This window comes from Phaeobacter sp. B1627 (genome assembly GCF_006265095.1).
Taxonomy (GTDB): Bacteria; Pseudomonadota; Alphaproteobacteria; order Rhodobacterales; family Rhodobacteraceae; genus Epibacterium.
Genome location: NZ_VCNK01000020.1, coordinates 1 through 24,683, shown reverse-complemented (window position 1 = coordinate 24,683; position 24,683 = coordinate 1). Strand labels below are relative to the sequence as shown.

The 24,683-nt window shown below is 61.8% G+C and carries 21 protein-coding genes, 1 tRNA gene and 1 pseudogene; 16 read left to right on the top strand and 7 right to left on the bottom strand.

All coding sequences use genetic code 11. The features are described 5' to 3' along the window. Window positions 1-7: 7 nt before the first annotated feature. A complete protein-coding gene (gene serB, locus FGE21_RS11095) occupies window positions 8-883 on the bottom strand; it encodes a phosphoserine phosphatase SerB (protein WP_139663362.1) in 876 nt (291 codons plus the stop codon). Between the two features lie 235 nt (window positions 884-1,118). Between serB and FGE21_RS11090 the strand changes: the two genes are divergently transcribed. The 3 genes from FGE21_RS11090 to FGE21_RS11080 all read left to right on the top strand — a co-directional run bounded on the left by FGE21_RS11090 (window position 1,119) and on the right by FGE21_RS11080 (window position 4,853). Then, on the top strand, window positions 1,119-2,264 hold the full coding sequence (locus FGE21_RS11090; protein ID WP_139663361.1) for a phosphoserine transaminase: 1,146 nt from the start codon (window positions 1,119-1,121) through the stop codon (window positions 2,262-2,264). Window positions 2,265-2,357: 93 nt separating this feature from the next. Further along, window positions 2,358-3,953, top strand: a complete 1,596-nt coding sequence (serA, locus tag FGE21_RS11085; protein WP_139663360.1) for a phosphoglycerate dehydrogenase — start codon at window positions 2,358-2,360, stop codon at window positions 3,951-3,953. 165 nt (window positions 3,954-4,118) lie between these two features. Beyond that, complete coding sequence (locus FGE21_RS11080; protein ID WP_139663359.1) at window positions 4,119-4,853, top strand: metallophosphoesterase family protein; 735 nt, start codon at window positions 4,119-4,121, stop codon at window positions 4,851-4,853. Between the two features lie 289 nt (window positions 4,854-5,142). On the opposite strand, the gene tdh is transcribed toward FGE21_RS11080, so the two are convergent. From tdh to FGE21_RS11065, 3 genes are all read right to left on the bottom strand, one after another. Beyond that, window positions 5,143-6,174, bottom strand: coding sequence for an L-threonine 3-dehydrogenase (gene tdh, locus FGE21_RS11075; RefSeq protein ID WP_139663497.1), 1,032 nt, complete (start codon window positions 6,172-6,174; stop codon window positions 5,143-5,145). 16 nt (window positions 6,175-6,190) lie between these two features. Next, the gene (locus tag FGE21_RS11070) at window positions 6,191-7,378 is read right to left on the bottom strand and encodes a glycine C-acetyltransferase (RefSeq protein WP_139663358.1); all 1,188 of its coding nucleotides are present in this window, start codon (window positions 7,376-7,378) and stop codon (window positions 6,191-6,193) included. Window positions 7,379-7,542: 164 nt separating this feature from the next. Next, complete coding sequence (locus FGE21_RS11065) at window positions 7,543-8,109, bottom strand: helix-turn-helix domain-containing protein (RefSeq protein ID WP_139663357.1); 567 nt, start codon at window positions 8,107-8,109, stop codon at window positions 7,543-7,545. A 108-nt stretch (window positions 8,110-8,217) separates the two neighbouring features. Here FGE21_RS11065 and FGE21_RS11060 point away from each other — a divergent pair, with 108 nt between their 5' ends. Then, window positions 8,218-9,393, top strand: a complete 1,176-nt coding sequence (locus tag FGE21_RS11060) for an acetyl-CoA C-acyltransferase family protein (RefSeq protein WP_139663356.1) — start codon at window positions 8,218-8,220, stop codon at window positions 9,391-9,393. Between the two features lie 139 nt (window positions 9,394-9,532). Here FGE21_RS11060 and ubiB read toward each other — a convergent pair whose 3' ends face one another. Then, window positions 9,533-11,059: a 2-polyprenylphenol 6-hydroxylase gene (gene ubiB, locus FGE21_RS11055; protein WP_139663355.1), complete on the bottom strand. Its 1,527-nt coding sequence runs from the start codon at window positions 11,057-11,059 to the stop codon at window positions 9,533-9,535. Between the two features lie 3 nt (window positions 11,060-11,062). Then, window positions 11,063-11,815, bottom strand: a complete 753-nt coding sequence (gene ubiE / locus FGE21_RS11050) for a bifunctional demethylmenaquinone methyltransferase/2-methoxy-6-polyprenyl-1,4-benzoquinol methylase UbiE (RefSeq protein WP_139663354.1) — start codon at window positions 11,813-11,815, stop codon at window positions 11,063-11,065. An 85-nt stretch (window positions 11,816-11,900) separates the two neighbouring features. Here ubiE and mutM point away from each other — a divergent pair, with 85 nt between their 5' ends. The 7 genes from mutM to FGE21_RS11015 all read left to right on the top strand — a co-directional run bounded on the left by mutM (window position 11,901) and on the right by FGE21_RS11015 (window position 19,462). Continuing rightward, window positions 11,901-12,752, top strand: coding sequence for a bifunctional DNA-formamidopyrimidine glycosylase/DNA-(apurinic or apyrimidinic site) lyase (mutM, locus tag FGE21_RS11045; protein ID WP_139663353.1), 852 nt, complete (start codon window positions 11,901-11,903; stop codon window positions 12,750-12,752). Window positions 12,753-12,817: 65 nt separating this feature from the next. Beyond that, window positions 12,818-13,594, top strand: coding sequence for an enoyl-CoA hydratase (locus tag FGE21_RS11040; RefSeq protein WP_139663352.1), 777 nt, complete (start codon window positions 12,818-12,820; stop codon window positions 13,592-13,594). A 402-nt stretch (window positions 13,595-13,996) separates the two neighbouring features. Continuing rightward, the gene (rpsT, locus tag FGE21_RS11035) at window positions 13,997-14,260 is read left to right on the top strand and encodes a 30S ribosomal protein S20 (RefSeq protein WP_139663351.1); all 264 of its coding nucleotides are present in this window, start codon (window positions 13,997-13,999) and stop codon (window positions 14,258-14,260) included. 573 nt (window positions 14,261-14,833) lie between these two features. Then, entirely contained in the window at window positions 14,834-16,255 is a 1,422-nt protein-coding gene (gene dnaA / locus FGE21_RS11030) for a chromosomal replication initiator protein DnaA (protein WP_139663350.1), read from the top strand. Between the two features lie 296 nt (window positions 16,256-16,551). Then, window positions 16,552-17,673, top strand: coding sequence for a DNA polymerase III subunit beta (dnaN, locus tag FGE21_RS11025; protein ID WP_139663349.1), 1,122 nt, complete (start codon window positions 16,552-16,554; stop codon window positions 17,671-17,673). Between the two features lie 74 nt (window positions 17,674-17,747). Continuing rightward, window positions 17,748-18,845 carry a DNA replication/repair protein RecF gene (gene recF, locus FGE21_RS11020; RefSeq protein WP_139663348.1) on the top strand — a complete coding sequence of 366 codons (1,098 nt, stop codon included), beginning with the start codon at window positions 17,748-17,750 and terminating at the stop codon, window positions 18,843-18,845. After that, window positions 18,842-19,462: a LysE family translocator gene (locus FGE21_RS11015; protein WP_139663347.1), complete on the top strand. Its 621-nt coding sequence runs from the start codon at window positions 18,842-18,844 to the stop codon at window positions 19,460-19,462. The genes recF and FGE21_RS11015 overlap by 4 nt, the downstream gene beginning before the upstream one ends. Here FGE21_RS11015 and FGE21_RS11010 read toward each other — a convergent pair. Beyond that, window positions 19,459-20,040, bottom strand: a complete 582-nt coding sequence (locus FGE21_RS11010) for a TetR/AcrR family transcriptional regulator (protein ID WP_139663346.1) — start codon at window positions 20,038-20,040, stop codon at window positions 19,459-19,461. The genes FGE21_RS11015 and FGE21_RS11010 overlap by 4 nt on opposite strands. Window positions 20,041-20,154: 114 nt before the next feature. Here FGE21_RS11010 and FGE21_RS11005 point away from each other — a divergent pair, with 114 nt between their 5' ends. The 5 genes and pseudogenes from FGE21_RS11005 to FGE21_RS10990 all read left to right on the top strand — a co-directional run bounded on the left by FGE21_RS11005 (window position 20,155) and on the right by FGE21_RS10990 (window position 24,666). After that, window positions 20,155-20,748, top strand: coding sequence for an NAD(P)H-dependent oxidoreductase (locus FGE21_RS11005; protein WP_139663345.1), 594 nt, complete (start codon window positions 20,155-20,157; stop codon window positions 20,746-20,748). A gap of 85 nt (window positions 20,749-20,833) precedes the next feature. After that, window positions 20,834-23,251, top strand: coding sequence for a DNA topoisomerase (ATP-hydrolyzing) subunit B (gene gyrB, locus FGE21_RS11000; protein WP_139663344.1), 2,418 nt, complete (start codon window positions 20,834-20,836; stop codon window positions 23,249-23,251). 264 nt (window positions 23,252-23,515) lie between these two features. Then, window positions 23,516-23,803, top strand: a pseudogene (locus FGE21_RS20400) (IS3 family transposase); the annotation flags it as partial. A gap of 329 nt (window positions 23,804-24,132) precedes the next feature. After that, window positions 24,133-24,208: transfer RNA gene (locus FGE21_RS10995), tRNA-Thr, on the top strand. 164 nt (window positions 24,209-24,372) lie between these two features. Then, window positions 24,373-24,666, top strand: a complete 294-nt coding sequence (locus tag FGE21_RS10990) for an Arm DNA-binding domain-containing protein (protein ID WP_139663343.1) — start codon at window positions 24,373-24,375, stop codon at window positions 24,664-24,666. Window positions 24,667-24,683: the final 17 nt, after the last annotated feature.

The window sequence follows — 24,683 nt, the reverse complement described above, 5'->3', positions numbered from 1 at the left end:
TCTTTGACTATCCTTTGAAATCAGTCCGGGCATAGCCCTGGATATAGAGCAGCGCAGACAGGTCGCCGTGGTTGATGCGGATATCGCATTCCGCCGCGACCGAGGGTTTGGCATGCAGCGCAACCCCCGCGCCGGCCCGGCCCAGCATGCCGAGATCATTGGCGCCATCGCCCACCGCCATCACATCGGCGGCGCTGAGGCCCAGACGGGCGCTGATCTGCTCCAGCGCCTCGACCTTGGCGTCGCGGCCCAGGATCGGCCGGGCGACCTCTCCGGTCAGATGGCCATCCGCAACGATCAGCGTATTGGCGCGGTTCTCGTCAAAGCTCAACGTCTCGGCCACCCGCGCGGTAAAGGCGGTGAACCCACCCGAGACCAGCGCCGCATAGGCGCCCTCCGCTTTCATCGTCGCCAGCAGCGCCGGGCCGCCGGGCATCAGCGTGATCCGCGTGTCCAGCACCTGTGCGATCACCGTCTCGGGCAGGCCTTTCAGCAGTCCGACCCGTTCGGTCAGCGCGCCCTCGAAATCCAGCTCGCCGTTCATGGCCCGGGCGGTGATGTCCTTCACCCGCGCGCCGACACCGGCCTCATCCGCCAGCTCGTCGATGCATTCCTGCTGGATCATGGTGCTGTCCATATCCGCCAGCAGCATCTTTTTGCGCCGCCCCTCAGCGGGTTGCACCACAAGGTCCACCCCCATTCCCTGCAGGTCCGCCCAGACATCCCAGCGGTTGGCAGGCACCTCGGTCAGGGCAAATTCCGCCGCGATGCCGGGATCGAGCCAGAGCGCCTCGCCACCGCCCCAGGCATTCCTGAGCGATTCGACCAAAGTCGGCTCCAGCGTCGGGCGGTTGGGGTTCACAAGCAATGTGGCGACATACATGTCAGTTCTCCGGGCAAATCGGCCTGCCTTCTCTTAACGGGACCTTACCGGAGGTGCCAGTCCGGAGCCTGCGTGCCGTGAAAGTTTCCGATCGGCGTCATGCAGGGTCGCATTTTTTGGCCAAAGGGCCGCAAACGGGCGATTTTTCCAGTTGCAAGCCGACCCGCCGCCGCATAGCCCTGTCGGCGGGACACCCTTCCCCAACGAAGGGCGCTTATCTGGAAGGATAGCATAAATGGCTATTGAACAACCGGCAACGCGGCCGGCAAATCCGCGTTTTTCTTCTGGCCCCTGTGCCAAACCCCCCACCTATGACCTGTCCAAACTCGCCGGCGCGCCTCTGGGTCGCAGCCACCGCGCTGCTGTCGGCAAGGCCAAACTGCTGGCCGCCATCGAAGGCACCCGCGAGCTTCTGGGCATCCCCGAGGACTACAGGATCGGCATCGTGCCCGCCTCCGACACCGGTGCGGTTGAAATGGCGATGTGGAACCTGCTGGGCCAGCGCAAGGTCGAGATGATCGCCTGGGAAAGCTTTGGCGCGGGCTGGGTCACCGATGTGGTGAAACAGCTGAAAATCGACGCCGAGGTGAAGACCGCCGACTATGGCGAGATCGTCGACCTCAGCACCGTGGACCCGAAAAATGACGTGGTTTTCACCTGGAACGGCACCACCTCCGGCGTCCGGGTGCCCAATGGCGACTGGATCGCGGATGACCGCGAGGGGCTGACCATCTGCGATGCGACCTCTGCCGCCTTTGCGCAGGAGCTGCCCTGGGACAAGCTGGATGTGACCACCTTCTCCTGGCAAAAAGTGCTCGGGGGCGAGGCCGCGCATGGGGTGATCGTCCTGTCGCCGCGCGCCGTTGAACGGCTGGAGACCTACACGCCCGCATGGCCGCTGCCCAAGATCTTCCGCCTGACCAAGGGCGGCAAGCTGATCGACGGGATCTTCCGGGGCGAAACCATCAACACCCCGTCGATGCTCGCCGTCGAAGACTACCTCTTTGCGCTCGACTGGGCGCGCTCTGTCGGCGGCCTCAAGGGGCTGATTGCGCGGGCGGATGCCAATGCCGGGGCGATCCATGCCTTCACCTACGCCAACGACTGGATCGAAAACCTGGCAAATGACCCGGCGACGCGGTCCAATACCTCGGTCTGTCTGAAATTCACCGACAAGCGGATCAAGGACGGCGCCAGCTTTGCCAAGGCCGTGGCCAAACGGCTGGATGGCGAAAGCATCGCCTGGGACATCGGCGCCTACCGCGACGCGCCTGCCGGTCTGCGGATCTGGTGCGGCGGCACGGTCGAGACCCGCGACATCGAGGCCATGCTGCCCTGGCTGGCCTGGGCCTTCGAGGCCGAGATCGCCGCACAAGGCTGACGGGCGGCGCCCGGCGGTCACGTCGCGGCGCCCCCAACCCCAGTTTCCAATTTCAGGCCGCTTCCCGGCCCCCGCAGACAAAGGACCACCATCATGGCCCCCAAAGTACTCATTTCCGACAAACTCTCCGACGCCGCCGTGCAGATCTTCCGCGATCGCGGCATCGACGTGGATTTCCTGCCCGACGTGGGCAAGGACAAGGACAAGCTGGCCGAGATCATCGGTCAGTATGACGGTCTCGCCATCCGCTCCGCCACCCGCGTCACCCCGACCATTCTGGAGGCCGCCACCAATCTGAAGGTGATCGGCCGGGCCGGAATCGGCACCGACAATATCGACAAGGACGCCGCATCGAAAAAGGGTGTGATCGTCATGAACACCCCCTTCGGCAACATGATCACCACCGCCGAACATGCCATTGCGATGATGTTCGCCGTGGCGCGTCAGATCCCCGAGGCCTCTGCCTCGACCCATGCGGGCAAATGGGAAAAGTCCAAATTCATGGGCGTGGAGCTGACCGGCAAGACCCTCGGCGTGATCGGGGCCGGCAATATCGGCGGCATCGTCTGCGACCGGGCCCGTGGCCTGAAGATGAAAGTCGTGGCCTATGACCCCTTCCTCACCGAGGAAAAGGCCAGGAAGATGCAAGTCGAAAAGGTTGAGCTGGACGAGCTGCTGGCACGCGCCGATTTCATCACCCTGCACGTGCCGCTGACCGAGCAGACCAAGAACATCCTGAGCCGCGAGAACCTTGCCAAGACCAAGAAAGGCGTGCGCATCATCAACTGTGCTCGTGGCGGATTGGTGGATGAGGCCGCTCTGGCCGAGGCGCTGACCTCCGGCCATGTGGCCGGCGCCGCCTTTGACGTGTTCTCTGTCGAGCCGGCCAAGGAAAACCCCCTCTTCGCCCTGCCGAATGTGGTCTGCACCCCGCACCTTGGGGCCGCAACCACCGAAGCACAGGAAAACGTCGCCCTGCAGGTTGCCGATCAGATGGCGAACTACCTGCTGACCGGTGCCGTTGAAAACGCGCTCAACATGCCGTCGGTCACCGCAGAAGAGGCCAAGGTCATGGGCCCCTGGATCAAGCTGGCCGAACACCTCGGGGCCTTTGCAGGCCAGATGACGGACGAGCCGATCACCGCGATCAACGTGCTCTATGATGGTGTCGCGGCGGAAATGAACCTCGAGGCGCTGAACTGCGCCACCGTGGCGGGGATCATGAAAAAGGTGAACCCGGATGTGAACATGGTCTCGGCTCCGGTTGTGGCCAAGGAACGCGGCATCCAGATTTCCACCACCAATCAGGACAAATCCGGCACCTTCGACGGCTATGTGAAGGTCACCGTGGTCACCTCCAAGCGCGAGCGTTCGGTGGCGGGCACCGTGTTCTCTGACGGCAAGCCCCGGTTCATCCAGATCAAGGGCATCAACATCGACGCCGAGGTGGGCGCGCATATGCTCTATACTACCAACAACGACGTGCCGGGCATCATCGGCGCGCTGGGCCACACCATGGGCGACATGGACGTGAACATCGCGAACTTCACCCTCGGCCGGTCCGAGGTCGGCGGCGAGGCGATTGCGCTGCTGTATGTGGACGCTCCGGTCCCGGCCGAGGCCCGCGCAAAGCTGGCGGAAACCGGTCTGTTCACCCAGATCAAGCCGCTGGAATTCGACGTCGTCTGAGCGCGCGGCGCAATCACACAGCTACGGGCGGGCTCATCGAAGGATGGGCCCGTTTTGTCTTGCACCCCGGGCGTGATTTGTCTTTGGTGCGCGTAAAGGCCCTATTTCCTTCCTGATTTTCAACGAACCCGCCCTTGGGGGACAGACCATGAAAGCATCAAAGCCATGACCAGACCCATTTACGCCATCGGTGATATTCACGGCCAGACCGGGCAGCTCGAAGAGGCGCTGGATCTGATCCAGGCCGATGGCGGTCCGGAGGCCGAAGTGGTATTCACCGGCGACTTTGTGGATCGTGGTCCGGACAGCAACGGCGTGATCGAGCGGTTGATGCAGGGGCAGGCAGAGGGTCGCAACTGGACCTGTCTCAAGGGCAATCACGACCGCTTGTTCTGCTGGTTCATGGAGGCCTTCCCGCGCGAGGATCCGTTCCTGCCGGTCGAGCTTTATTATCTCAACGACAGAATTGGCGGGGCTGCGACGCTGGCGTCATACGGGGTGGACTGCGGCCCCCATGATCGCAAATGGGCCGTCCACAGCGCCGCCCGCGCCGCGGTGCCGCAGGCGCATCTGGACTATCTCGCAAAGCTTCCCCTGACGTATCAGACCGGAGATCTGCTTTTCGTGCATGCGGGCATCCGCCCGGGAGTGGCGCTGGCCGATCAGGACGAAGAGGACCTGCTGTGGATCCGGAAGGGCTTTCTGGAAGATACCCGCGAGTATCCCTGGCTCGTGGTGCATGGTCACACCGCCGAACAGCAGCCCGTCCACTATGGAAACCGCGTCGATATCGACTGCGGCGCGGGCTATGGGCGACCTTTGGTTCCCGTTGTCTTCGAGGGGCGCGAGGCCTGGTGTCTGACACCCAATGGCCGCACAAAGCTGGCGCCCAAGGGGTGAGTTGCGCAAAATTCGGCGAAAATCCCCATCTTTTGCGGTAGCAGTATTGTGATTTATACCGCAGAGGTTGTATAAGGGGGCGTACGGCTGACGTGCCGACCGATCTGCAGTCCCCAGCGGAACGGCTCCCTGTCATTACGAGGCGCTCAGCCGTACCTCACGGTGTCCACTCCAAGGCAGGTCCCAACGATCCGGGACCTGCCTTTTTTCTTCCGGCTCTTCATCAGCTCTTCCGCAGGCCTTCACCGCGTTTTGGGTGGCGTTCAGCCCGCACTCTGGGCGACGGCCGTCAAGCGCCGGTCCAATCCAGCACCACCTTGCCGCTCTGGCCGGACTTCATCGCGGCGAAACCAGCGGCAAAATCATCGACCCCGAACCGGTGGGTGATGACCTTGCTGACATCCAGACCGTTCTGCAGCATGGCGATCATCTTGTACCAGGTCTCGAACATCTCGCGGCCGTATACCCCTTTGAGCGTGATCGCCTTGAACACGATCCGCGACCAATCCACCGGGGATTTGCCCGGCGGAATGCCCAGCAGGGCGATCTTGCCGCCCATCACCAGCGCCTCGACCATCTGGTCCAATGCGGCCTGATTGCCGGACATCTCCAGCCCGACGTCAAAGCCCTCTTTCAGGCCCAGCTCGTGTTTGACGTCCTGCAGATCCTCCTTGGCGACATTCACCGCCCGCACCCGCGTGACCTCCTGCGCCAGCGCCAGCCGGTCCGGGTTCACATCGGTGATCACCACATTGCGCGCCCCCGCATGGCGCGCGACGGCGGCAGCCATGATGCCGATCGGCCCGGCCCCGGTGATCAGCACATCCTCGCCCAGCAGATCAAAGCTCAGCGCCGTATGCACCGCATTGCCCAGCGGATCGAGGATCGCGCCGATTTCGTCCGGGATGTCATCGGGCAGCGGCACCACATTGAAGGCAGGCAGGCGCAGATAGCGGGCAAAGGCCCCCTGTTCATTGACGCCAATGCCGCGGGTGCCGGGGTCGAGGTGAAACTTGCCCGACCGCGACTGCCGACTGTCCTTGCCGATCAGATGCCCCTCGCCGGAACAACGCTGCCCCAGCGAAAGCCCGGTCACATTGCGGCCCAGCTCGACAATCTCGCCGGCGAACTCATGGCCGGTGATCATCGGCACCGGCACCGTATGGGCGGCCCAGTCGTCCCAGTTCCAGATGTGAATGTCGGTGCCGCAGATGCCGGTCTTGTTGACCCGGATCAGCACCTCGTCCGGGCCGATCTCGGGGACCGGGGCCTGCACCATCCACAAACCTTCCTCGGGTTTGGATTTCTCCAGTGCTTTCATTGTGTTGGGCAACATGTCAGATCACTCCACAGGCCTTGCCGGCCCGTTCAAACGCACCAAGCGCCCGGGTCAGATCGTCCCGGGTCAGGGCAGCATTCATCTGGGTTCGGATGCGCGCCTGCCCCTTGGGGACGACCGGAAAGAAAAAGCCCGAGACATAGACCCCTTCGTCAAACAGCGCCGCCGCCATCGCCTGTGCCAGCTTGGCATCGCCCAGCATCACCGGAATGATCGGGTGTTCGCCGGGCAGAAGATCGAACCCCAGCGCCGTCAGCCCGTCGCGCCAGAAACGCGCGTTTTCAAACAGCTGTGCCCGCAGCTCCGCGCCGTTCTCGACCAGACGCAGGGCCTCGATCCCGGCGGCAACGACGGCAGGCGGCAGGGAGTTGGAAAACAGATAGGGCCGGGCGCGCTGGCGCAACAGGTCGATCACCGGTTGCGGCCCGGCGATATAGCCGCCGATGGCGCCGCCAAGCGCCTTGCCCAGCGTGCCGGTCAGAATATCCACCTCGACGCCGAAATGATCCGGGGTGCCGGCGCCGCGCGGGCCCATGAAACCGGTGGCATGGCAATCATCGACCATCACCACCGCGTCGTGGCGATCCGCAATGTCCCGGATCGCAGGCAGGTTGGCGAGGGTGCCATCCATGGAAAAGACCCCGTCGGTGGCAATCATCACATGCCGAGCCCCTTTGGCCCGTGCGGCTTTCACCTGCGCCTCCAGATCCTCCATGTCGTTGTTGGCATAGCGATAGCGCTGCGCCTTGCACAGGCGGATGCCGTCGATGATGGAGGCATGGTTCAGACTGTCCGACACGATGGCATCTTCCGGCCCGAGGAGCGGTTCGAACAATCCGCCATTGGCGTCAAAACACGCCGCAAAGAGAATCGAATCGTCGGTGCCGAGGAACTGCGCCAGACGCTGCTCCAGCTCCCGGTGCAGATCCTGGGTCCCGCAGATGAACCGCACGGAGGCCATGCCGAATCCTTTGTCGTCCATCACCTCCTTGGCGGCCCGGATCAGGTCCGGGTGATCGGCAAGACCCAGATAGTTGTTCGCGCATAGGTTGATCACCTCATGGCGGCCGACGGTAATATGGCCGGCCTGAGGCGAGGTGATCAGGCGCTCGCGTTTAAAGAGACCGTCCGCTTCGATCTGCGTCAGGGTTTCGCTGATGTGGCTGAGAAAGGCAGTAGTGGACATGGGCAGAACTCCGGCTGTTTCCCGAAGTCTGTCATATTGGATACATGTCCGTAAAGACGGAATATACGCGTATCACGGAAAACTATCCGTGATTACGGATTCTGCGCCGTTCAGCGGAAATTTCGCATGAGGATTTGGGGAGGGGAGGCCTTTCGGGCGGTGTCTCAGCCATTTTTGACGATCAGAAACACCCGCGCTGCCCCGGCCGGCGCCATGATCGCATGGGTCACATCGGCGGGATAGCGTGCGGTATCGCCGGGAAACAGTTCCTCGCGGGCGGTGCCCGAGGTCACGACAACTGTGCCCTCCAGCACCGTCAGCTGCTCCTGCGTGCCGGGCCCATGTGGCGGGCTGACCAGCGCCCCATCCGGTTTGAAGCGGATATCATAGACCTCATGGCCGCCCACATCTTCGGGCGGGGACAGGATGGCGATGCTGCAATGCGCGGATTTGTTATCGATGACAGGGGCTTGTGCGGCGCGTAGCACATTGATCCTATCCTCGGCATCGCGAGTCTCCAGCAGGCCTGCGAAATCCACCTGCAAGGCCCGCGTCAGGTTCCACAGGGTCGCAATCGTGGGTGAGCTCTCGCCGCGTTCGATCTGGCTCACCATGGAGCGGCTGACCCCGGAGAGGTTCGCGACCGCTTCCAGGCTCAGACCCTGCGCCCGCCGCGCCTCTTTCAGGCGTGCAGGCAAAAGGGTTAATATGTCATTCGTCGTGTCCGTCATAACGGAGTCATGGCCTGCGGCGCAGGAGCTGTCAATGACGGGACGTTGCGCGCGACAGCACCATGCTGCGGATGCATACTACGCCGCAACAGATATGAGGAGAGAGAGATGACGGATATCGTGATTCTGGATGGCGCACGCACGGCCATCGGCACCTTTGGCGGAGCGCTTTCCAACACCGCGCCCATCGACCTTGGCACCGTGGTGGCACAGGCTGCGATGGAGCGGTCCGGGGTTGAGCCTGCGCAGATCGGCTCGGTGGTTTATGGCCATGTAATCAATACCGAACCGCGCGATATGTACCTGTCGCGGGTGGCGGCGATGCAGGCGGGGGTGCCCGAAAGCGTGCCCGCAATGAACGTCAATCGCCTTTGCGGGTCGGGGGCGCAGGCGATTGTCTCGGGCATCCAGGCGCTGATGCTGGGGGATGCGGACTTTGCCCTGACCGGCGGTGCCGAGAGCATGTCGCGCAGCCCTTTCATCATGCCCGCAACGCGCTGGGGGCAGAAGATGGGCGATGTGAAATCTCTCGACATGATGCTGGGCGCCCTGAATTGTCCCTTTGGAACCGGGCACATGGGGGTCACGGCGGAAAATGTGGCGGATGAACATGACATCACCCGCGCGCAGATGGATGAGTTCGCCATGGCGAGCCAGACCCGCGCCGCAGCGGCCATCGAGGCGGGATATTTCAAGGATCAGATTGTCCCGGTCGAGGTGAAGGTCAAACGCGATCTGGTGGCGTTTGATGTGGACGAGCACCCGAAAGCCACCTCCATGGAGGCCCTGGCCGGGTTGCGGGCGGTGTTCAAGAAGGATGGCCGGGTGACGGCGGGCAATGCCTCCGGGATCAACGACGGTGCGGCTGCGCTGGTATTGGCCCGTGCGGATGCGGCGGAAAAGGCCGGGCTGAAGCCGAAGGCGCGGATCCTCGGCTACGCCCATGCGGGTGTCCGCCCGGAGGTGATGGGCATCGGTCCGATCCCCGCGGTCGAAAAGCTGCTGGCCCGGATCGACATGACGGCCGGCGATTTCGACGTGATCGAATCCAACGAGGCCTTTGCCGCTCAGGCGCTGGCGGTGAACAAGGCGCTGGGGCTGGATGCCTCCAGGGTCAACCCCAATGGCGGTGCGATTGCGCTGGGCCATCCGGTGGGGGCAACAGGTGCCATCATCACCGTCAAGGCGCTCTATGAGCTGGAACGGACCGGCGGTAAGCGGGCGATCATCACCATGTGCATCGGTGGTGGTCAGGGCATCGCACTGGCAATCGAGCGGCTGTGAGGGGCTGCCTGCGGTAGGGGCTTTGCCCCTCTGACCCTGCGGGTCATTCACCCCAAGGTATTTGAGAAAAGATGAAAGGGCGCGGCTGCGAAACATGACGCGGCCGCGCCCTTTGGTGTTCTGGGATGTGGGCCCGCGTTCAGAGCAGCTGGCTGACGAGCAGAGTTGCGAGGACGCCTGCGGCGGCGCCAAGCGCTGCGGCGCGTTTCCAGGAGCGGCGCACCTGCTGCGGCTCGGGTGTCTGGGCCTGGGCGATCAGGGCGCGTTCCACCAGACCCGGCAGGCGGGGGCCGAAGCGGGCAAGCACCATGGCGGTCTTGCCGAGATCCGAGGCAATGGCGCGCGGGCCGATGGAGGATTTGATGTATTCCTCTACCACCGGCTTGGCCACATCCCAGATGTTGATGCGCGGATCCAGCGAGCGCGCCACGCCCTCGACCACCACCATGGTGCGCTGCAGCAGGATCAGCTCGGTGCGGGTTTCCATGCCGAAGCGTTCGGTCACTTCAAAGAGATAGTTCAGCAACCGCCCCATCGAGATATGAGAGGCATCCATGCCGAAGATCGGCTCGCCCACGGCGCGCAGGGCGCGGGCGAATTCATCGACGTCCTGCGTGGCCGGCACATAGCCCGCCTCGAAATGCACCTCGGCCACGCGCTGGTAGTCGCGTTTGATGAAACCATAGAGGATCTCGGCGTAGACCCGGCGGGTATAGAGATCAATATGTCCCATGATGCCAAAGTCATAGGCGATGATGTCGCCATTGGCCGCGACCTTCATGTTGCCCTGATGCATGTCCGCGTGGAAAAACCCGTCGCGCAGGGCGTGGTTGAGAAACAGCGACAACACCCGCTCGCCCAGAGCGTGGCGGTCGTGGCCTGCGGCGTCCAATGCGGCATTGTCACCGATCGGCAGCCCGTCTGCCCAGCCGAGGGTCATGACCCGGCGGGCCGACAGGTCCCACTGGACGGGGGGCAGGGCAAAACCTGCATCGCCTGCGGTATTGTCGGCAAATTCCGATGCGGCAGAGCTTTCGAGGCGCAGGTCCAGTTCGCCGCGCACGACACCGTCGAAATGGGTAACCACCTCCATCGGGCGCAGACGCCGGGCCCCCGGCGCGCAGAGCTCGACGATGCGGGCGGCAAAGTAGAAGGCGTCCACATCCTTGCGGAAGGCACGTTCCACGCCGGGACGCAGCACTTTGACTGCCACATCCAGACCGGTTCCCGCCACGCGGGCGCGGTGCACCTGTGCGATGGAGGCGGCGGCGATGGGGTCGGAAAATTCGGAAAAGATCTCTGATACCGGGCGGCCCAGTTCCTTTTCCACCTCGGCCATGGCGACCTCGCGCGGGAAGGGCGGCAGCTTGTCCTGCAGCACGCGCAGCTGCCGGGCCATGTCATCGCCCACCACATCGGGCCGGGTAGAGAGCACCTGACCGAATTTGATATAGGCCGGTCCCAGCGCCGTCAGGGCGCGGGTGGCGGGGGGCATGGCGGGGTCGCCCTTGTAGCCAAGCCACTGAAACGGCCAGCCCAGCGTATAGGCGACCATGCGCAGCGGCGCCGGTGCGTCAAAGGCGTCGAGCACCACATTCATGGCCCCGGCGCGGACCAGGGTGGCGCCGGTGCGGATCAGGCGGATGATGTTGTGAGGGCCGCGCATGGGTCAGATCTTCCAGCCGGAGTGCAGCGCGGCGATCCCCATCGACAGGTTGCGGTATTTGGCATTCTCAAAACCCGCCTGCCGCACCATCGCAAGGAACCTGTCCTGATCGGGGAAGTTGCGGATCGATTCCACCAGGTATTTGTAGCTGTCATAGTCATTGGCGATCATCTGACCCATGCGCGGGATCACGTTGAAACTATAGAGATCATAGAGTTTCTGCAGCCCGTCGTTCGGCAGTTGGCTGAATTCCAGAACCATCAGGCGGCCGCCGGGTTTCAGCACCCGGAAGGCTTCGTTCAGGGCCTCCTGCGGGCGGGTCACGTTCCGGATGCCAAAGGAAATGGTGTAGACGTCAAAGGTATTGTCCTTGAACGGCAGGGCCATGGCGTCGCCGGTCACCCAATCAAGGCTGTCTGCCATCTGTTCCGCCTCGGCCCGTTTGCGCCCCTCTTCCAGCATCGGCGCGGTGAGATCCAGCACGGTGGAATGGCCGGAGCCCGCGCGTTTCAGGAAGCGGAAGGAAATGTCGCCGGTGCCGCCGGCCACATCCAGCAGCCGCTGACCGGGGCGGGGCGCCAGCCAATCCATCATCGCGTCTTTCCAGACCCGGTGGATGCCCATGCTCATCACATCGTTCATGATGTCATACTTCGAGGCGACGGAGTTGAAGACTCCCTGCACCCGGCCCGCCTTTTCGTGCTCCGGCACGGTTTCAAAGCCGAAGTGGGTGGTGCTGTCAGAATTCTCGGTCATATGGCTTGCTGTCCTCGAAGTTTCGCCCTTGTTATAGGGCGCATACGGGGCAGCACAATGCGCCCTTCTGTCAGGGAGCCATCTAATGCCTGAATTGCCCGAGGTCGAGACGGTGATGCGGGGGCTGCAGCCTTCGATGGAGGGGGCGGTGATTCTGCGCGCCGACGTGAACCGGCCCGATCTGCGCTGGCCGTTTCCGGACCGGATGGCCGAGCGGCTGACGGGGCGCCGTATTGTCGCGATGCGGCGGCGGTCGAAATACATCCTGGCCGATCTCGACAGCGGCGAAACGCTGCTGGTCCATCTGGGCATGTCCGGGCGGATGACCGTGTCGGGGGATCCGCTGGGGCAGTTCGTGCATGACCACCCGGCGCTGCAGAAACACGACCATGTGGTGTTTCATATGGACAATGGCGCGCAGGTCACCTTCAACGACCCGCGCCGCTTCGGGGCGATGGATCTGTTAGACACGGCCACGGCCGAGAGCCACAAACTGCTGTCGGTGCTCGGGCCGGAACCCTTTGGTAACGGGTTCAACGACTCGCATCTGATCGCGGCCTTTGCCGGGCGCAGGACACCGGTGAAATCCGCCCTGCTGGATCAGGGAATCATCGCCGGACTGGGCAATATTTACGTCTGTGAGGTGCTTTTTCGGGCAGGGCTTTCGCCACGTCGCGAAGCAGGGCGGATCGCAAAAAACCGGGTGGCGGCGCTGGTTCCGATCATCCGTCAGGTGCTGCAGGAGGCGATCGAGGCGGGGGGGGCCTCGTTGAAGGATTTTCGCCAAGCCAATGGAGAACTTGGGTATTTTCAGCACACATTCGATGTCTACGGACGCGAAGGCGCACCGTGTCGCCGCGCCGGATGCGAGGGCGAAATCAGTAGAATCACCCAGTCAGGACGGTCTTCCTTCTACTGTGGCAAGTGCCAAAGATAACTTGAAAGAGGACGCCGCCGTGATAAGGACTCGGATTCAGGAACAACAACCGAAAGCGAATTGTCATGGCCTATGAGACGATCAACGTCGATATTCAGGACCACGTCTGCCTTATCAAGCTGAACCGGCCTGAGGCGTTGAACGCGCTTAATTCTGTCCTTCTGGGCGAGCTGTGTTCAGCACTGGAAGAGGCGGACGCCAGCGACAAGGTCCGATGCATCGTCCTGACCGGGTCGGAAAAGGCCTTTGCCGCCGGGGCTGACATCAAGGAAATGTCAGAGCTGAGCTATGTGGATGTGTTTTCATCCAACCTGTTCGCCGACACCAACGACCGGATCGCCGCCATCCGCAAACCGATCATCGCGGCTGTTGCAGGCTACGCGCTGGGCGGTGGCTGTGAAGTGGCAATGATGTGCGACTTCATCATCGCGGCCGAGACCGCAAAATTCGGCCAGCCGGAAATAAACCTCGGCGTGATTGCCGGCATGGGCGGCACGCAGCGGCTGACGCGTTTCGTGGGCAAGTCCAAATCCATGGACATGAACCTGACGGGCCGCTTCATGACGGCGGAAGAGGCCGAGCGTGTTGGTCTCGTGTCGCGGGTGGTCCCGGCCAAGAAACTGATCGAAGAGGCAATGGCGGCGGCACAGAAAATCACCGAGAAATCGATTCTCACGTCGATTGCCGCCAAAGAGGCCGTGAATCGGGCCTATGAGTTGCCGCTGAGCGAGGGCATGCTGTTCGAGCGGCGGGTCTTTCACTCCATGTTTGCAACGGAAGATCAAAAAGAGGGCATGGCTGCTTTCCTAGAAAAGCGCGAAGCTCAGTTCCGGGACAAGTAACTATTTATGGGGAGGGGCGACGTGTTTTTGCCCCTTTCCGACCGGTCCTGCGGCTGGCGGGCTGCCCCGGTCAATTTCGGATATGTGATATCGTCCCGACGTGAGAGTCGCAAATTCATCCGCACGCCCCGTGTCTCAGCCCAATTGCAGGCCAATCCGGGCTGAACCCCAACTAAATCCGAGGCAACTCCCGGACAGCTCCCAGCCAATGAAACCGGCTCTTGGGAACAATGGTGGGGAGCAATAGGTGCTTGCGTATCCATCCCGAATCCCTTAGAAGCCGCCGCTATACATGCGCGTGCAGCCCGCTCTGGCTAGAATCTCACCCGATGGATCTGATCCGGGTTCGGCTGGCATACGCCTTTTTGAATAAAACGAACCCGTAGATAAGGTCAGTACACCATGGCAAATAGCCCTCAGGCAAAGAAACGCGCCCGTCAGAACGAAAAGCGTTTTGCTGTCAACAAAGCACGTCGTTCGCGCATCCGCACATTCCTGCGTAAAGTTGAAGAAGCCATCGCATCCGGCGACAAGGAAGCGGCGACCGCGGCCCTGCGCGCGGCCCAGCCCGAACTGATGCGCGGCGTCACCAAAGGCGTCTACCACAAGAACACGGCATCGCGGAAAATCTCCCGCCTGGCTGCGCGCGTGAATTCGATCGCCTGAGCGATTCCCGGGCACTGTCTCTGACGGCTCATTTTCAGATTTCAACATTAAAAGGCACCGCTCCGGCGGTGTCTTTTTTTGTGTGAAGGATTTCGGTCACTTCGGTCGAGTCGTAGAGATTCTTTGCCGGTGAATGCCGAGTCAACATCATAGTTTCGTTGCCGCTTCCGGTCCGAAATTGTTACCAAGGGTACAGCGATTCATTCGCTGGGGGGACAGGCTGCTCGCAACGATTCTAACGGGCATTAGAGTCGTTATAGCTGGTGTTATGCGCATGCGTGACACCGGTCCGGTGATCTATAGGCATACCGTGTCGATCACTGCGTTCTGGCATCTGTCCTGATCAGTGAATTAAGGGCCAGCGTTTTTACGTCGCAGCGACGGTTTTGCGTCTGCGCGTTTGTCAACGTTGTTTTCGGTTTTCGAAACACGTGAGAGCCAGTTTGCTTGCAGGCTGGCGACGCTCTCTTTGTGTCCGATTGCTGCCGGTGTGTTCTGAAAAGAGCAGCCGGAACGGGACGAAACGACAGGCCGGTGAAATCCAGCCATAACACAGGATGCGTGAGGCGCAGCATGACAGACGACACATGGGGTCAACTAAGACAACGTTTGCTAAAAACGGTCGGGCAGAACAATTTTACGACGTGGATCGAGCCGCTGGAATTTGCAGAGGTTGATGGTGGCGTGGCAACCTTTCACGTGCCCACCAACTTTATGGGCAATTACGTCAGCCAGAACTTTGCCGATCTGATCCTGCACGAGTTGAGCATGTCCGGTGAGCCCGTGCAGCGCCTTGCCTTCAAGGTCGCGGCCAATTCGCCGACCCGCCCTGTGCAACCCACCGCCGCAGAAGCGATCGAATCGTCGGCGGGATATTCGGCCCCGGCTGCCCGCAGCCCAGAAGCCCGCGGCACAGAAGAAGGAACCGCAGCCGTGAAATCGCCGCTGGATGATCTTCAGGCTGCTCCGCTGGATGCGCGGTTCACCTTTGACAGTTTCGTGGTCGGAAAGCCAAACGAGCTGGCCCATGCAGCGGCGCGGCGCGTCGGCGAGGGCGGCCCCGTGACCTTCAACCCGCTGGTTCTTTATGGTGGCGTTGGCCTCGGTAAAACGCACCTGATGCACGCCATCGCCTGGGAGCTGAAAGAGCGGAACCCGGAGCTGAACGTGCTGTATCTGTCGGCGGAACAGTTCATGTACCGCTTCGTGCAGGCGCTGCGCGAGCGCAAGATGATGGATTTCAAACATCTGTTCCGGTCGGTTGATGTGCTGATGGTGGATGACGTGCAGTTCATCGCCGGAAAGGACTCCACACAGGAAGAATTCTTCCACACGTTCAATGCGTTAGTGGATCAGAACAAGCAGATCATCATCTCGGCCGACCGCGCCCCGGGTGAAATCAAGGATCTGGAGGACCGGGTGAAATCCCGCCTGCAATGTGGTCTCGTGGTGGATTTGCACCCGACGGATTACGAGCTGCGTCTCGGCATCCTGCAGACCAAGGTGCAGCAGAACCTGAAGAGCTATCCGGATCTGCAGATTGCGGATGGGGTGCTGGAGCTGCTGGCGCATCGGATTTCGACCAATGTGCGGGTGCTGGAGGGGGCTCTGACCCGTCTGTTCGCCTTTGCCTCGCTGGTGGGGCGCGAGATCGACATGGATCTGACGCAGGATTGTCTGGCCGATGTGCTGCGCGCGTCAGAGCGCAAGATCACCGTCGAGGAGATCCAGCGCAAGGTATCGGAATATTACAACATTCGCATGTCCGACATCATCGGCCCCAAGCGTCTGCGGTCCTACGCGCGGCCGCGTCAGGTGGCGATGTATCTGTGCAAGCAGCTGACCAGCCGGAGCCTGCCGGAAATCGGACGGCGTTTTGGTGGCCGCGATCATACCACCGTGATGCATGGCGTGCGCCGGATCGAAGAGCTGAAGACGATCGACGGCCAGATTGCCGAAGATGTTGAAATGCTGCGCCGCTCGCTGGAGGCGTAACGTGCCCAAGGACGAATAATCGGACAGGCCGCGCCTCACATCGGTCTGTTCCGTCTTTACCGGCTCCGGGTGCCCACCGGGGCCGGTTTTTTTCCGGGGGTGCCTGAGGGAAATCAGGCGCATCTGCCATTGTTTCGGGACTTTGTGAGCCCGTGTGGCTGTCAGCCCTTGACGCTCCTCTCAAACCCTTGGAGAAATCAATAAAAAACCTTGTGTTGAAGGGTGGGGGCGCTAATCTGCCGGTCCCGGCCAAAGGCCGTTCGCCCGAGACTGCCAGTCGAAGAGGAATGAGGGACATGAAGATCAGCATTGAACGCGGAACGCTTCTGAAGGCTGTGGCTCAGGCACAGTCGGTGGTCGAGCGGCGCAACACCATCCCGATCCTGGCGAATGTGCTGATCGAGGCGGAAGGCAGCGATGTGATGTTCCGCGCCACCGACCTTGATATCGAGGTTGTGGACAAGGCGCCTGCACAGGTTGAGCGGGCCGGGGCGACAACGGTGGCGGCGACGACGCTGCACGAAATCGTTCGCAAACTGCCGGACGGCGCGCTGGTGACGCTGACGGCGGATGCCGCGTCGGGCCGGTTGACGGTCGAGGCGGGACGGTCGAATTTCTCGCTCGCGACGCTGCCGCGCGAGGATTTCCCGGTGATGGCGAGTTCCGAGTATCATTCCAATTTCACCGGCAAGGCGGCGATGTTGCGTCGTTTGTTCGACAAGTCGAAATTCGCAATTTCCACCGAGGAAACCCGCTACTATCTGAACGGCGTGTATATGCATGTGGCCGACGGGGAGTCGGGCCGAAAGGCGCTGCGCTGTGTGGCCACCGACGGTCACCGTCTGGCGCGGATCGATGCGGATCTGCCGCTTGGGGCCGAGGATATGCCGGGCGTCATCGTGCCGCGCAAGACGGTGGGCGAATTGCGCAAGCTTCTGGATGATGACGACATGGATATTGCAGTGTCGGTGTCCGAGACCAAGGTCCGCTTTGCCACGCCGTCGATCACGCTGACGTCGAAGGTCATCGATGGCACCTTCCCCGATTACACGCGGGTGATCCCGGTCGGCAACACCCGCCGTCTGGAGGTGGATGCCAGCGAGTTCGCCAAGGCGGTCGACCGCGTGGCGACCGTCTCGTCAGAGCGGTCGCGGGCTGTGAAGCTGCAGCTGGACGAAGATCGGTTGATCCTGTCTGTCAATGCGCCCGACAGCGGTGCGGCAGAAGAGGAGCTGGCGGTGGCCTATAATGACGAGCGGCTGGAAATTGGCTTTAACGCCAAGTATCTGCTGGAGATCGCCAACCAGGTGGATCGCGAAAACGCCGTGTTCATGTTCAACTCCTCCGGCGATCCGACCCTGATGCGCGAAGGCAGCGATGAAAGCGCGGTCTACGTTGTCATGCCGATGCGGGTTTGATGTGGCCGGTTTGATGTGCCTGGCGGCACGGCCTCCGGCAGAGGTATTTTTAAAAAGATGAAGAGCTGACGCCTTTGCTCGCCCTGACCTCTCTTTTCATGTCCCATTTCCGCTCGCATTTGCGGGCGGATTTGCATTTGGACGCCCGCCCGGTGGTCATCCACGGCAACAACGGCGCGGGGAAGACCAATATCCTTGAGGCGGTGTCCCTGTTTTCGCCCGGGCGCGGGCTGCGGCGGGCCTCTGCTGCGGAGATGGCGCGGCAACCGGAAAGTCTGGGCTGGAAGCTGCGCGGCGTTCTGCAGACGGGGTCTCAGGCCTATGAGGTCGAGACCTCCTCGGAGGGGGGGAATGCGCGGCAGGTGCGGATCGACAACAAGGCCGCCAGTCAGGTGGCGTTGGGGCGTATCGCGCGGGTTGTCTGGCTGGTCCCGGCGATGGACCGGTTGTGGATCGAGGGGGCCGAAGGGCGGCGCCGGTTTCTGGACCGCATTGCGCTGAGTTTCGACCCGGATCACGCGGAGGCGACTTTGGCCTATGAAAAGGCCATGCGGGAGCGAAATCGCCTGTTGAAGGACAATGTCAGGGATGCGGCCTGGTATCGGGTTCTGGAGGGGCAGATGGCCGAGGCCGGGCATCGCATTCATCAGGCCAGGGGGATTGCGGTCACCCGTTTGCGTGCGGCGCAGGCCGAGGCGGAGACGGCCTTTCCCGTGGCGGAGCTGGAGCTGATCCAGGCCGAGGGGGAGATGCCCGCAAGCGCGGCGGATCTGCGCGCGGCTCTGGATGCGGGGCGGGGGCGGGATCTGGCCGTGGGGCGCACGCTTGTGGGGCCGCACCGGAGCGATCTGATCGGGCGCTACGCGGCCAAGGGTCTGCCTGCAAAGGATTGTTCGACGGGAGAGCAGAAGGCGCTCCTGGTCTCGCTTGTGCTGGCCAATGCGCGCGCGCTGCAGGCCGAAGAGGGGGCGGCGCCTATTCTTTTGCTGGATGAGGTGGCGGCCCATCTGGACGCGGGGCGGCGGGCAGCGCTCTATGATGAAATCTGCGCTCTTGGGACGCAGGCCTGGATGACGGGCACGGGGCCGGAGTTGTTTTCCGAACTCGGGTCGCGCGCGCAGCATTTGAATGTTGCCGACCATGACGCAACAAGCGAGGTGACGGTGTTGTGACGCTGACGCTATGGGATCTGGTGATATATGCGGGGGGCGTGTTTGCGCTGTTTCTGACGCCGGGGCCGGTGTGGCTGGCCCTGGTGGCGCGGGCGGTCTCGGGCGGCTTTCATGCGGGCTGGCCGCTGGCACTGGGCGTGGCCATCGGAGATGTCTTCTGGCCGTTGGTGGCCATTCTCGGGGTCAGCTGGATCACTGCGGCTTCAGAGCAGATCGCGCTGGTGCTGAAGGGGGTCGCAGTCCTCGTCTTCCTGATGATGGGGATCGCAACCATCCGCAGCGCGGGGGCACCGATCGCCAGCAACAGCCGCCTGACGCGGCCGGGGCGCTGGGCCGGGTTCGTGGCGGGCGTGATCGTGATCCTCGGCAACCCGAAGGCTGCATTGTTCTACATGGGGATCCTGCCGGGGTTCTTTGACCTGTCGGCGGTCACCGGGCGCGACATTGCCGCCATTTGCGCTGTGTCGATGGTGGTGCCCTTGCTGGGCAACGTCATGCTCGCGGGGTTCGTGGGGCGGGTGCGCGAGGTGCTGCGCTCTCCGACGGCGTTGCGGCGGATGAATTTGGGCGCCGGATATCTGCTGATCGCGGTCGCCTGCATCATCCCCTTCACCTAGGCCAGCCAAATGCGGAGATAGGGCAGGATCGCCTCGGCGGCGGGCTGCTTATCGTGGTCCATGCAGAAGCCGATGGCCAGCACGTGGTTGAGAAAGGCCTGTATGCCCTCGGCGAGGAGCGTGGGGTCCTGATCGGGCCGCACCTGTCCGCTGGCCTGAAGCCCGGCGATCCACTCTGCGAACATGGTGATCTGCCGGAGGAAGCTCTGGGTTATGATCTCGTCGACTTCGGTGCCGGTGGTGCCGGAGTAGCGCAGCAGAAGGTCAAAGATAACGCGGTCCTGGGCGATGAAATCCAGCAGCGGCGCCAGGAGGGTGGCGATGTCACCTGGGTGTTGCGGTTTTGGCGCGGCTTCCATCGCGTCGAGAAATTCAGTGACCCTGGCGCCGAGAATCACCGCCAGAAGGCCGTCTTTGTCGCCGAAATGGGCGAAGAATGTGCCTTTGGCGACGCCGGCCTGGGCTACGACATCCTCCACGCGGAGGGCGGAGTAGCCGTGTTCGGCGACAATGGACTCCGCCACGGTCAGGAGCTTGGCCCTTGTTTCCAAACGACGTTTTTGCGGTGCGCGGGGCATGCTCCGATGTCCTTCTCAATTCACAAACTGACCAGGGTCAATTTTATAGTTGACCGTGGTCAGTTTTGACGGCAACAAATGACCACGGTCATGTTTATTGTCACGGAGCCCCTCATGTCTATGCGAAAAATTGTCCTTTTGAACGGTCACCCCGGCGATGCGTCGCTCAACAAGACTCTGGCCGAGGCCTATTGCGCGGCGGCGATCCGTGCAGGTCATGAGGTCCGCTATCACAATCTGCCTGATATGGATTTCGATGCGGATTACGGCACCGGTGGCTACAGCGATCCAAAGCCGCTGGAGCCCGATCTTGAGGCTTTCACGGCCGATTTGGAATGGGCGGAGCACGTGGTGCTGACGACGCCGCTGTGGTGGGGGGCACTCCCTGCGCGGCTCAAGGGCGTGTTCGACCGCGCCCTGCTGCCGGGGCGGGCGTTTGACACCCGAAACACCTCCCGTCTGGGCGTACCGGCCCCAATGCTCCACGGCAAGACGGCGCGCGTTTTGCTGACCTCGGACACGCCGCCAGTGTTGCTCAGGCTGATGTACAGCAACGCGATCAAGAAGATCCTGTCGCGTCAGATCTTCGGTTTCGTGGGCATCAAGCCGACGCGGTTCACCTCCTTTGCGCCGGCCTCGCACGCGGTCGAGTCGCGGGTCAGGGAGTGGTGCGAAAAAGTCTCTGCACTTGGTGCGCGCGGAGCGTGATTCTGCCAAGAAAAAAGGGGGGTTGCGCGTGACATCCCCCCCCGGACAGCGTATAAAATCCGAAAGCAAGAATAGGAAAGCGCGAATGTCCGAAAACGAGCAAACCCCGGCAGAATATGGCGCAGATTCGATCAAAGTTCTCAAGGGGTTAGAGGCGGTTCGTAAAAGGCCCGGAATGTACATCGGTGACACCGATGATGGCTCTGGTCTGCACCACATGGTTTATGAGGTGGTGGACAACGGCATCGATGAGGCGCTGGCGGGCCACGCGGACCGGGTGACGGTCACCATCCATGCGGATTCCAGTGTCTCGGTGAGCGACAACGGTCGCGGCATTCCTGTCGATATCCACCAGGAAGAGGGCGTGTCGGCGGCCGAGGTCATCATGACCCAATTGCACGCCGGCGGTAAGTTTGACAGCAATTCCTACAAGGTCTCCGGCGGTCTGCACGGCGTGGGTGTTTCAGTTGTGAATGCTCTGTCCGACTGGCTGGAGCTGCGCGTCTGGCGCAATGGCAAGGAACATATGGCGCGCTTTGAGGGCGGCTATACGACCGAGCACCTGAAGGTGATGGGGGACTGTGGCGACCGGACGGGAACCGAGGTCCGGTTCCTGGCCTCGCTTGAGACGTTTTCGAACCTGGAGTTTTCCTACGAGACCCTTGAAAAGCGTCTGCGCGAACTGGCGTTCCTGAATTCCGGCGTGCGGATCCTGCTGCGCGATGAACGGCCGGCGGAGGCGCTGGAGATCGAGCTTTATTACGAAGGCGGCGTCAAGGAGTTCGTCAAATACCTCGACCGGTCCAAAAGCCCTGTCATGGATGCGCCGATCTACATCCTTGGCGAAAAGGACGATATCGGCGTCGAGATCGCAATGTGGTGGAACGACAGCTACCACGAAACGGTGCTGCCGTTTACCAACAATATCCCGCAGCGGGACGGGGGCACTCATGTGGCCGGTTTTCGCGGGGCGCTGACCCGGACGATCAACAACTACGCCCAGACCTCTGGCATCGCCAAACGCGAAAAGATCAGCTTTACCGGCGACGATGCCCGCGAAGGGCTGACCTGCGTCTTGTCGGTCAAGGTGCCGGATCCGAAATTCTCCAGCCAGACCAAGGACAAGCTCGTCTCCTCCGAGGTGCGCCCGGTGGTCGAGAGCCTGATGAACGAAAAGCTGGCGGAATGGTTCGAGGAAAATCCCAATGTCGCCAAGCAGGTGGTCGGCAAGATCATCGAGGCCGCGCTGGCGCGGGAGGCGGCCCGCAAGGCGCGCGAACTGACCCGGCGCAAGACGGCGATGGATGTGAATTTCCTTGCAGGCAAGTTGAAGGATTGTTCGGAGAAAGACCCCTCCAAAACCGAAGTCTTCCTCGTCGAGGGGGACTCCGCCGGAGGCTCGGCGCAGACCGGCCGTGACCGCCAGACGCAGGCGATCCTGCCATTGAAGGGCAAGATCCTGAACGTGGAACGGGCCCGCTTTGACCGCATGCTGGGGAGCCAGGAAATCGGCAACCTGGTGATGGCGCTTGGCACCGGGATTGGTCGCGACGAATTCAACATCGACAAGCTGCGCTACCACAAGATTGTCATCATGACCGATGCGGATGTGGATGGTGCGCACATCCGGACGCTGCTTCTGACCTTCTTCTACCGGCAGATGCCGGAGCTGATCGAGGGTGGCTATCTCTATATTGCGCAGCCGCCGCTCTACAAGGTCGCGCGGGGCAAGTCGGAGGTCTATCTGAAGGACCAGGCCGCAATGGAAGAATACCTGATCAATCAGGGGGTTGAGGGGGCTACCCTGCGGCTTGGTACGGGTGCGGAGATCGCCGGGCAGGATTTGACCCGTGTCGTCGATGAGGCGCGCCGTCTGAAGCGTCTGCTGGACGCCTTCCCGACCCATTACCCGCGTCATATTCTCGAACAGGCCGCAATCGCCGGCGGGTTCGTGCCCGGCGCGGTAGACGCTGATCTGCAGGGCGTGGCGGATAAAGTCGCGGCGCGTCTGGATCTGATCGCGCTGGAATATGAACGCGGCTGGCAAGGCCGGATCACGCAGGATCATGGTATCCGCCTCGCGCGCATTCTGCGGGGCGTGGAGGAGGTCCGGACCCTTGACGGTCCGATGCTGCGCTCGGGCGAGGCCCGCAAGACCGGGAGCTTTACCCAGTCCCTGCAGGAAATCTACGGCTCCCCTGCTGTGCTCCACCGCAAGGACCGTCAGCAGTTCATCCACGGTCCGCTGGAGCTGTTGAAGGCGGTGCTCGACGAGGGTGAAAAGGGCCTGTCGCTGCAGCGCTACAAGGGGCTGGGCGAAATGAACCCCGATCAGCTCTGGGAGACCACGCTGGACCCCGATGCGCGCACATTGCTGCAGGTGCGGGTGGACGACATGATCGAGGCAGACGATCTGTTCACCAAGCTGATGGGGGACGTGGTGGAGCCGCGCCGCGAGTTCATCCAGAAGAACGCCCTCAGCGTCGAAAACCTGGATTTCTGACGGGTTGTAGGGAAGCGGAAAAGTTTGCGTGGCGCGCATAAGTTTGCGCGTCTCTCACAGCTTTCGTGGACATATGGTAACTATTAATCAGTGTTTTGCGGATTTTTTGTCACGATGGCAATATTGCTGAACCATGTCGAAGCCATCACCCTCCTGTAAAGCGTAGACGATTCCACTACCCTGCCAACGGCCAGACTTCACCAATTGCCCATGACAGCTTAGGTCTTGTCTATGGGTGTGACCTTCCCCCCCCCGGTGTAGTGTTACCGGCTCTATACCGAGCACGGCTTGCAGGGTCGCACCAAAAAGCGGCGCAAGCTGCCCAAGCGGGATCGCGTCGAGCCTCAGGTGCCCGACAGGCCGATGCAAAGATGGTCCCCGGACTTCGTCAGCGACCAGTTGGCTGACTGCCGCCGGTTTCGTGTGCTGAACATCGTAGACGATCACAGCCGGTTTTGCCCCGGCCAGATCGCCGATGTGTCGATCCCCGGGGCTCGCGTTGCTCGGTTCCTCGATGACCTGACTTTGCGCGTTGAGCCGCCTCGCGCTCCTTCAGCCCGCTGATGATCTCGTTTACATGGGCTTACGCGGCCTCGCTGGGGCCACGGTCCCATTCCAGCTCTGTGAAACGCTTCCGCTTCATGAGTCTTCCTCCTTCCTCCATTCGAAGGTGGAAAATTCCAGTTCTCAATGGCCCAGATACCGGGGGAAGGCCACCGGTAGCACAACAGTTACAGCGCAACTCCGCAAAGAGCTGGAGTGAGCTTGGAGGCGGGTGTCACGCAGGTTGATCACGATTGGATGCTGCGTGGGCAAGGAACGACGCGAATGTAATTTTGCATCTTGCAAAGGCCCGACAAAGTGAGTATTCCGCCGCGCAAGCCCCTATAGCTCAGCTGGTAGAGCAACTGATTTGTAATCAGTAGGTCCGCGGTTCGAGTCCGTGTGGGGGCACCATTTCACCATCCTTAGAAATCCAAAGACGTCCGATATCCCCTGTGTTATAAGGGTTTTGGCGATGCTCTTTGTCCGGTAGCGGTTTTTGCTGTCCGATGGAATACCCCCAGAATTGGGGGTGTTTTGGGGGTATCGTTGTTCTAGCGGAAAGGTGATACCCCCAGATGCCTCTAAGCGATGTTCAGATTCGAAACCTGAAGCCGAGGGACAAGCAGTACAAAGTTTCCGATTTTGAGGGCCTTTACATCCTTGTGAAACCGTCTGGATCTCGGTTGTGGCAGTTGAAATATAGGTTCTTCGGGAAAGAGCGCCTATTATCGTTCGGCGCGTATCCGGCAATCTCGCTGGCGCAGGCACGTAAGCTCAAGGACGAGGCTCGCGCTCTTCTCGCGCAAGACATTGACCCGAGCGAAGCCAAGCAGGAAGCCAAGAGAACCAAACAAGAGGCTCAGGGGTAATCCCCCCTAAAAATAGT

Bases quoted from the DNA above. Each gene is read 5' to 3' on its own strand.
- dnaA (WP_139663350.1), top strand. From the start codon at position 14,834: ATGACAGACGACACATGGGGTCAACTAAGACAACGTTTGCTAAAAACG.
- dnaN (WP_139663349.1), top strand. From the start codon at position 16,552: ATGAAGATCAGCATTGAACGCGGAACGCTTCTGAAGGCTGTGGCTCAG.
- FGE21_RS11060 (WP_139663356.1), top strand. From the start codon at position 8,218: ATGACGGATATCGTGATTCTGGATGGCGCACGCACGGCCATCGGCACC.
- FGE21_RS11005 (WP_139663345.1), top strand. From the start codon at position 20,155: ATGTCTATGCGAAAAATTGTCCTTTTGAACGGTCACCCCGGCGATGCG.
- FGE21_RS11065 (WP_139663357.1), bottom strand. From the start codon at position 8,109: ATGACGGACACGACGAATGACATATTAACCCTTTTGCCTGCACGCCTG.
- FGE21_RS11070 (WP_139663358.1), bottom strand. From the start codon at position 7,378: ATGTCCACTACTGCCTTTCTCAGCCACATCAGCGAAACCCTGACGCAG.
- FGE21_RS11040 (WP_139663352.1), top strand. From the start codon at position 12,818: ATGGCCTATGAGACGATCAACGTCGATATTCAGGACCACGTCTGCCTT.
- FGE21_RS11010 (WP_139663346.1), bottom strand. From the start codon at position 20,040: ATGCCCCGCGCACCGCAAAAACGTCGTTTGGAAACAAGGGCCAAGCTC.
- FGE21_RS11080 (WP_139663359.1), top strand. From the start codon at position 4,119: ATGACCAGACCCATTTACGCCATCGGTGATATTCACGGCCAGACCGGG.
- serA (WP_139663360.1), top strand. From the start codon at position 2,358: ATGGCCCCCAAAGTACTCATTTCCGACAAACTCTCCGACGCCGCCGTG.
- FGE21_RS11090 (WP_139663361.1), top strand. From the start codon at position 1,119: ATGGCTATTGAACAACCGGCAACGCGGCCGGCAAATCCGCGTTTTTCT.
- ubiE (WP_139663354.1), bottom strand. From the start codon at position 11,815: ATGACCGAGAATTCTGACAGCACCACCCACTTCGGCTTTGAAACCGTG.
- mutM (WP_139663353.1), top strand. From the start codon at position 11,901: ATGCCTGAATTGCCCGAGGTCGAGACGGTGATGCGGGGGCTGCAGCCT.
- gyrB (WP_139663344.1), top strand. From the start codon at position 20,834: ATGTCCGAAAACGAGCAAACCCCGGCAGAATATGGCGCAGATTCGATC.
- serB (WP_139663362.1), bottom strand. From the start codon at position 883: ATGTATGTCGCCACATTGCTTGTGAACCCCAACCGCCCGACGCTGGAG.
- ubiB (WP_139663355.1), bottom strand. From the start codon at position 11,059: ATGCGCGGCCCTCACAACATCATCCGCCTGATCCGCACCGGCGCCACC.
- tdh (WP_139663497.1), bottom strand. From the start codon at position 6,174: ATGAAAGCACTGGAGAAATCCAAACCCGAGGAAGGTTTGTGGATGGTG.
- rpsT (WP_139663351.1), top strand. From the start codon at position 13,997: ATGGCAAATAGCCCTCAGGCAAAGAAACGCGCCCGTCAGAACGAAAAG.
- FGE21_RS10990 (WP_139663343.1), top strand. From the start codon at position 24,373: ATGCCTCTAAGCGATGTTCAGATTCGAAACCTGAAGCCGAGGGACAAG.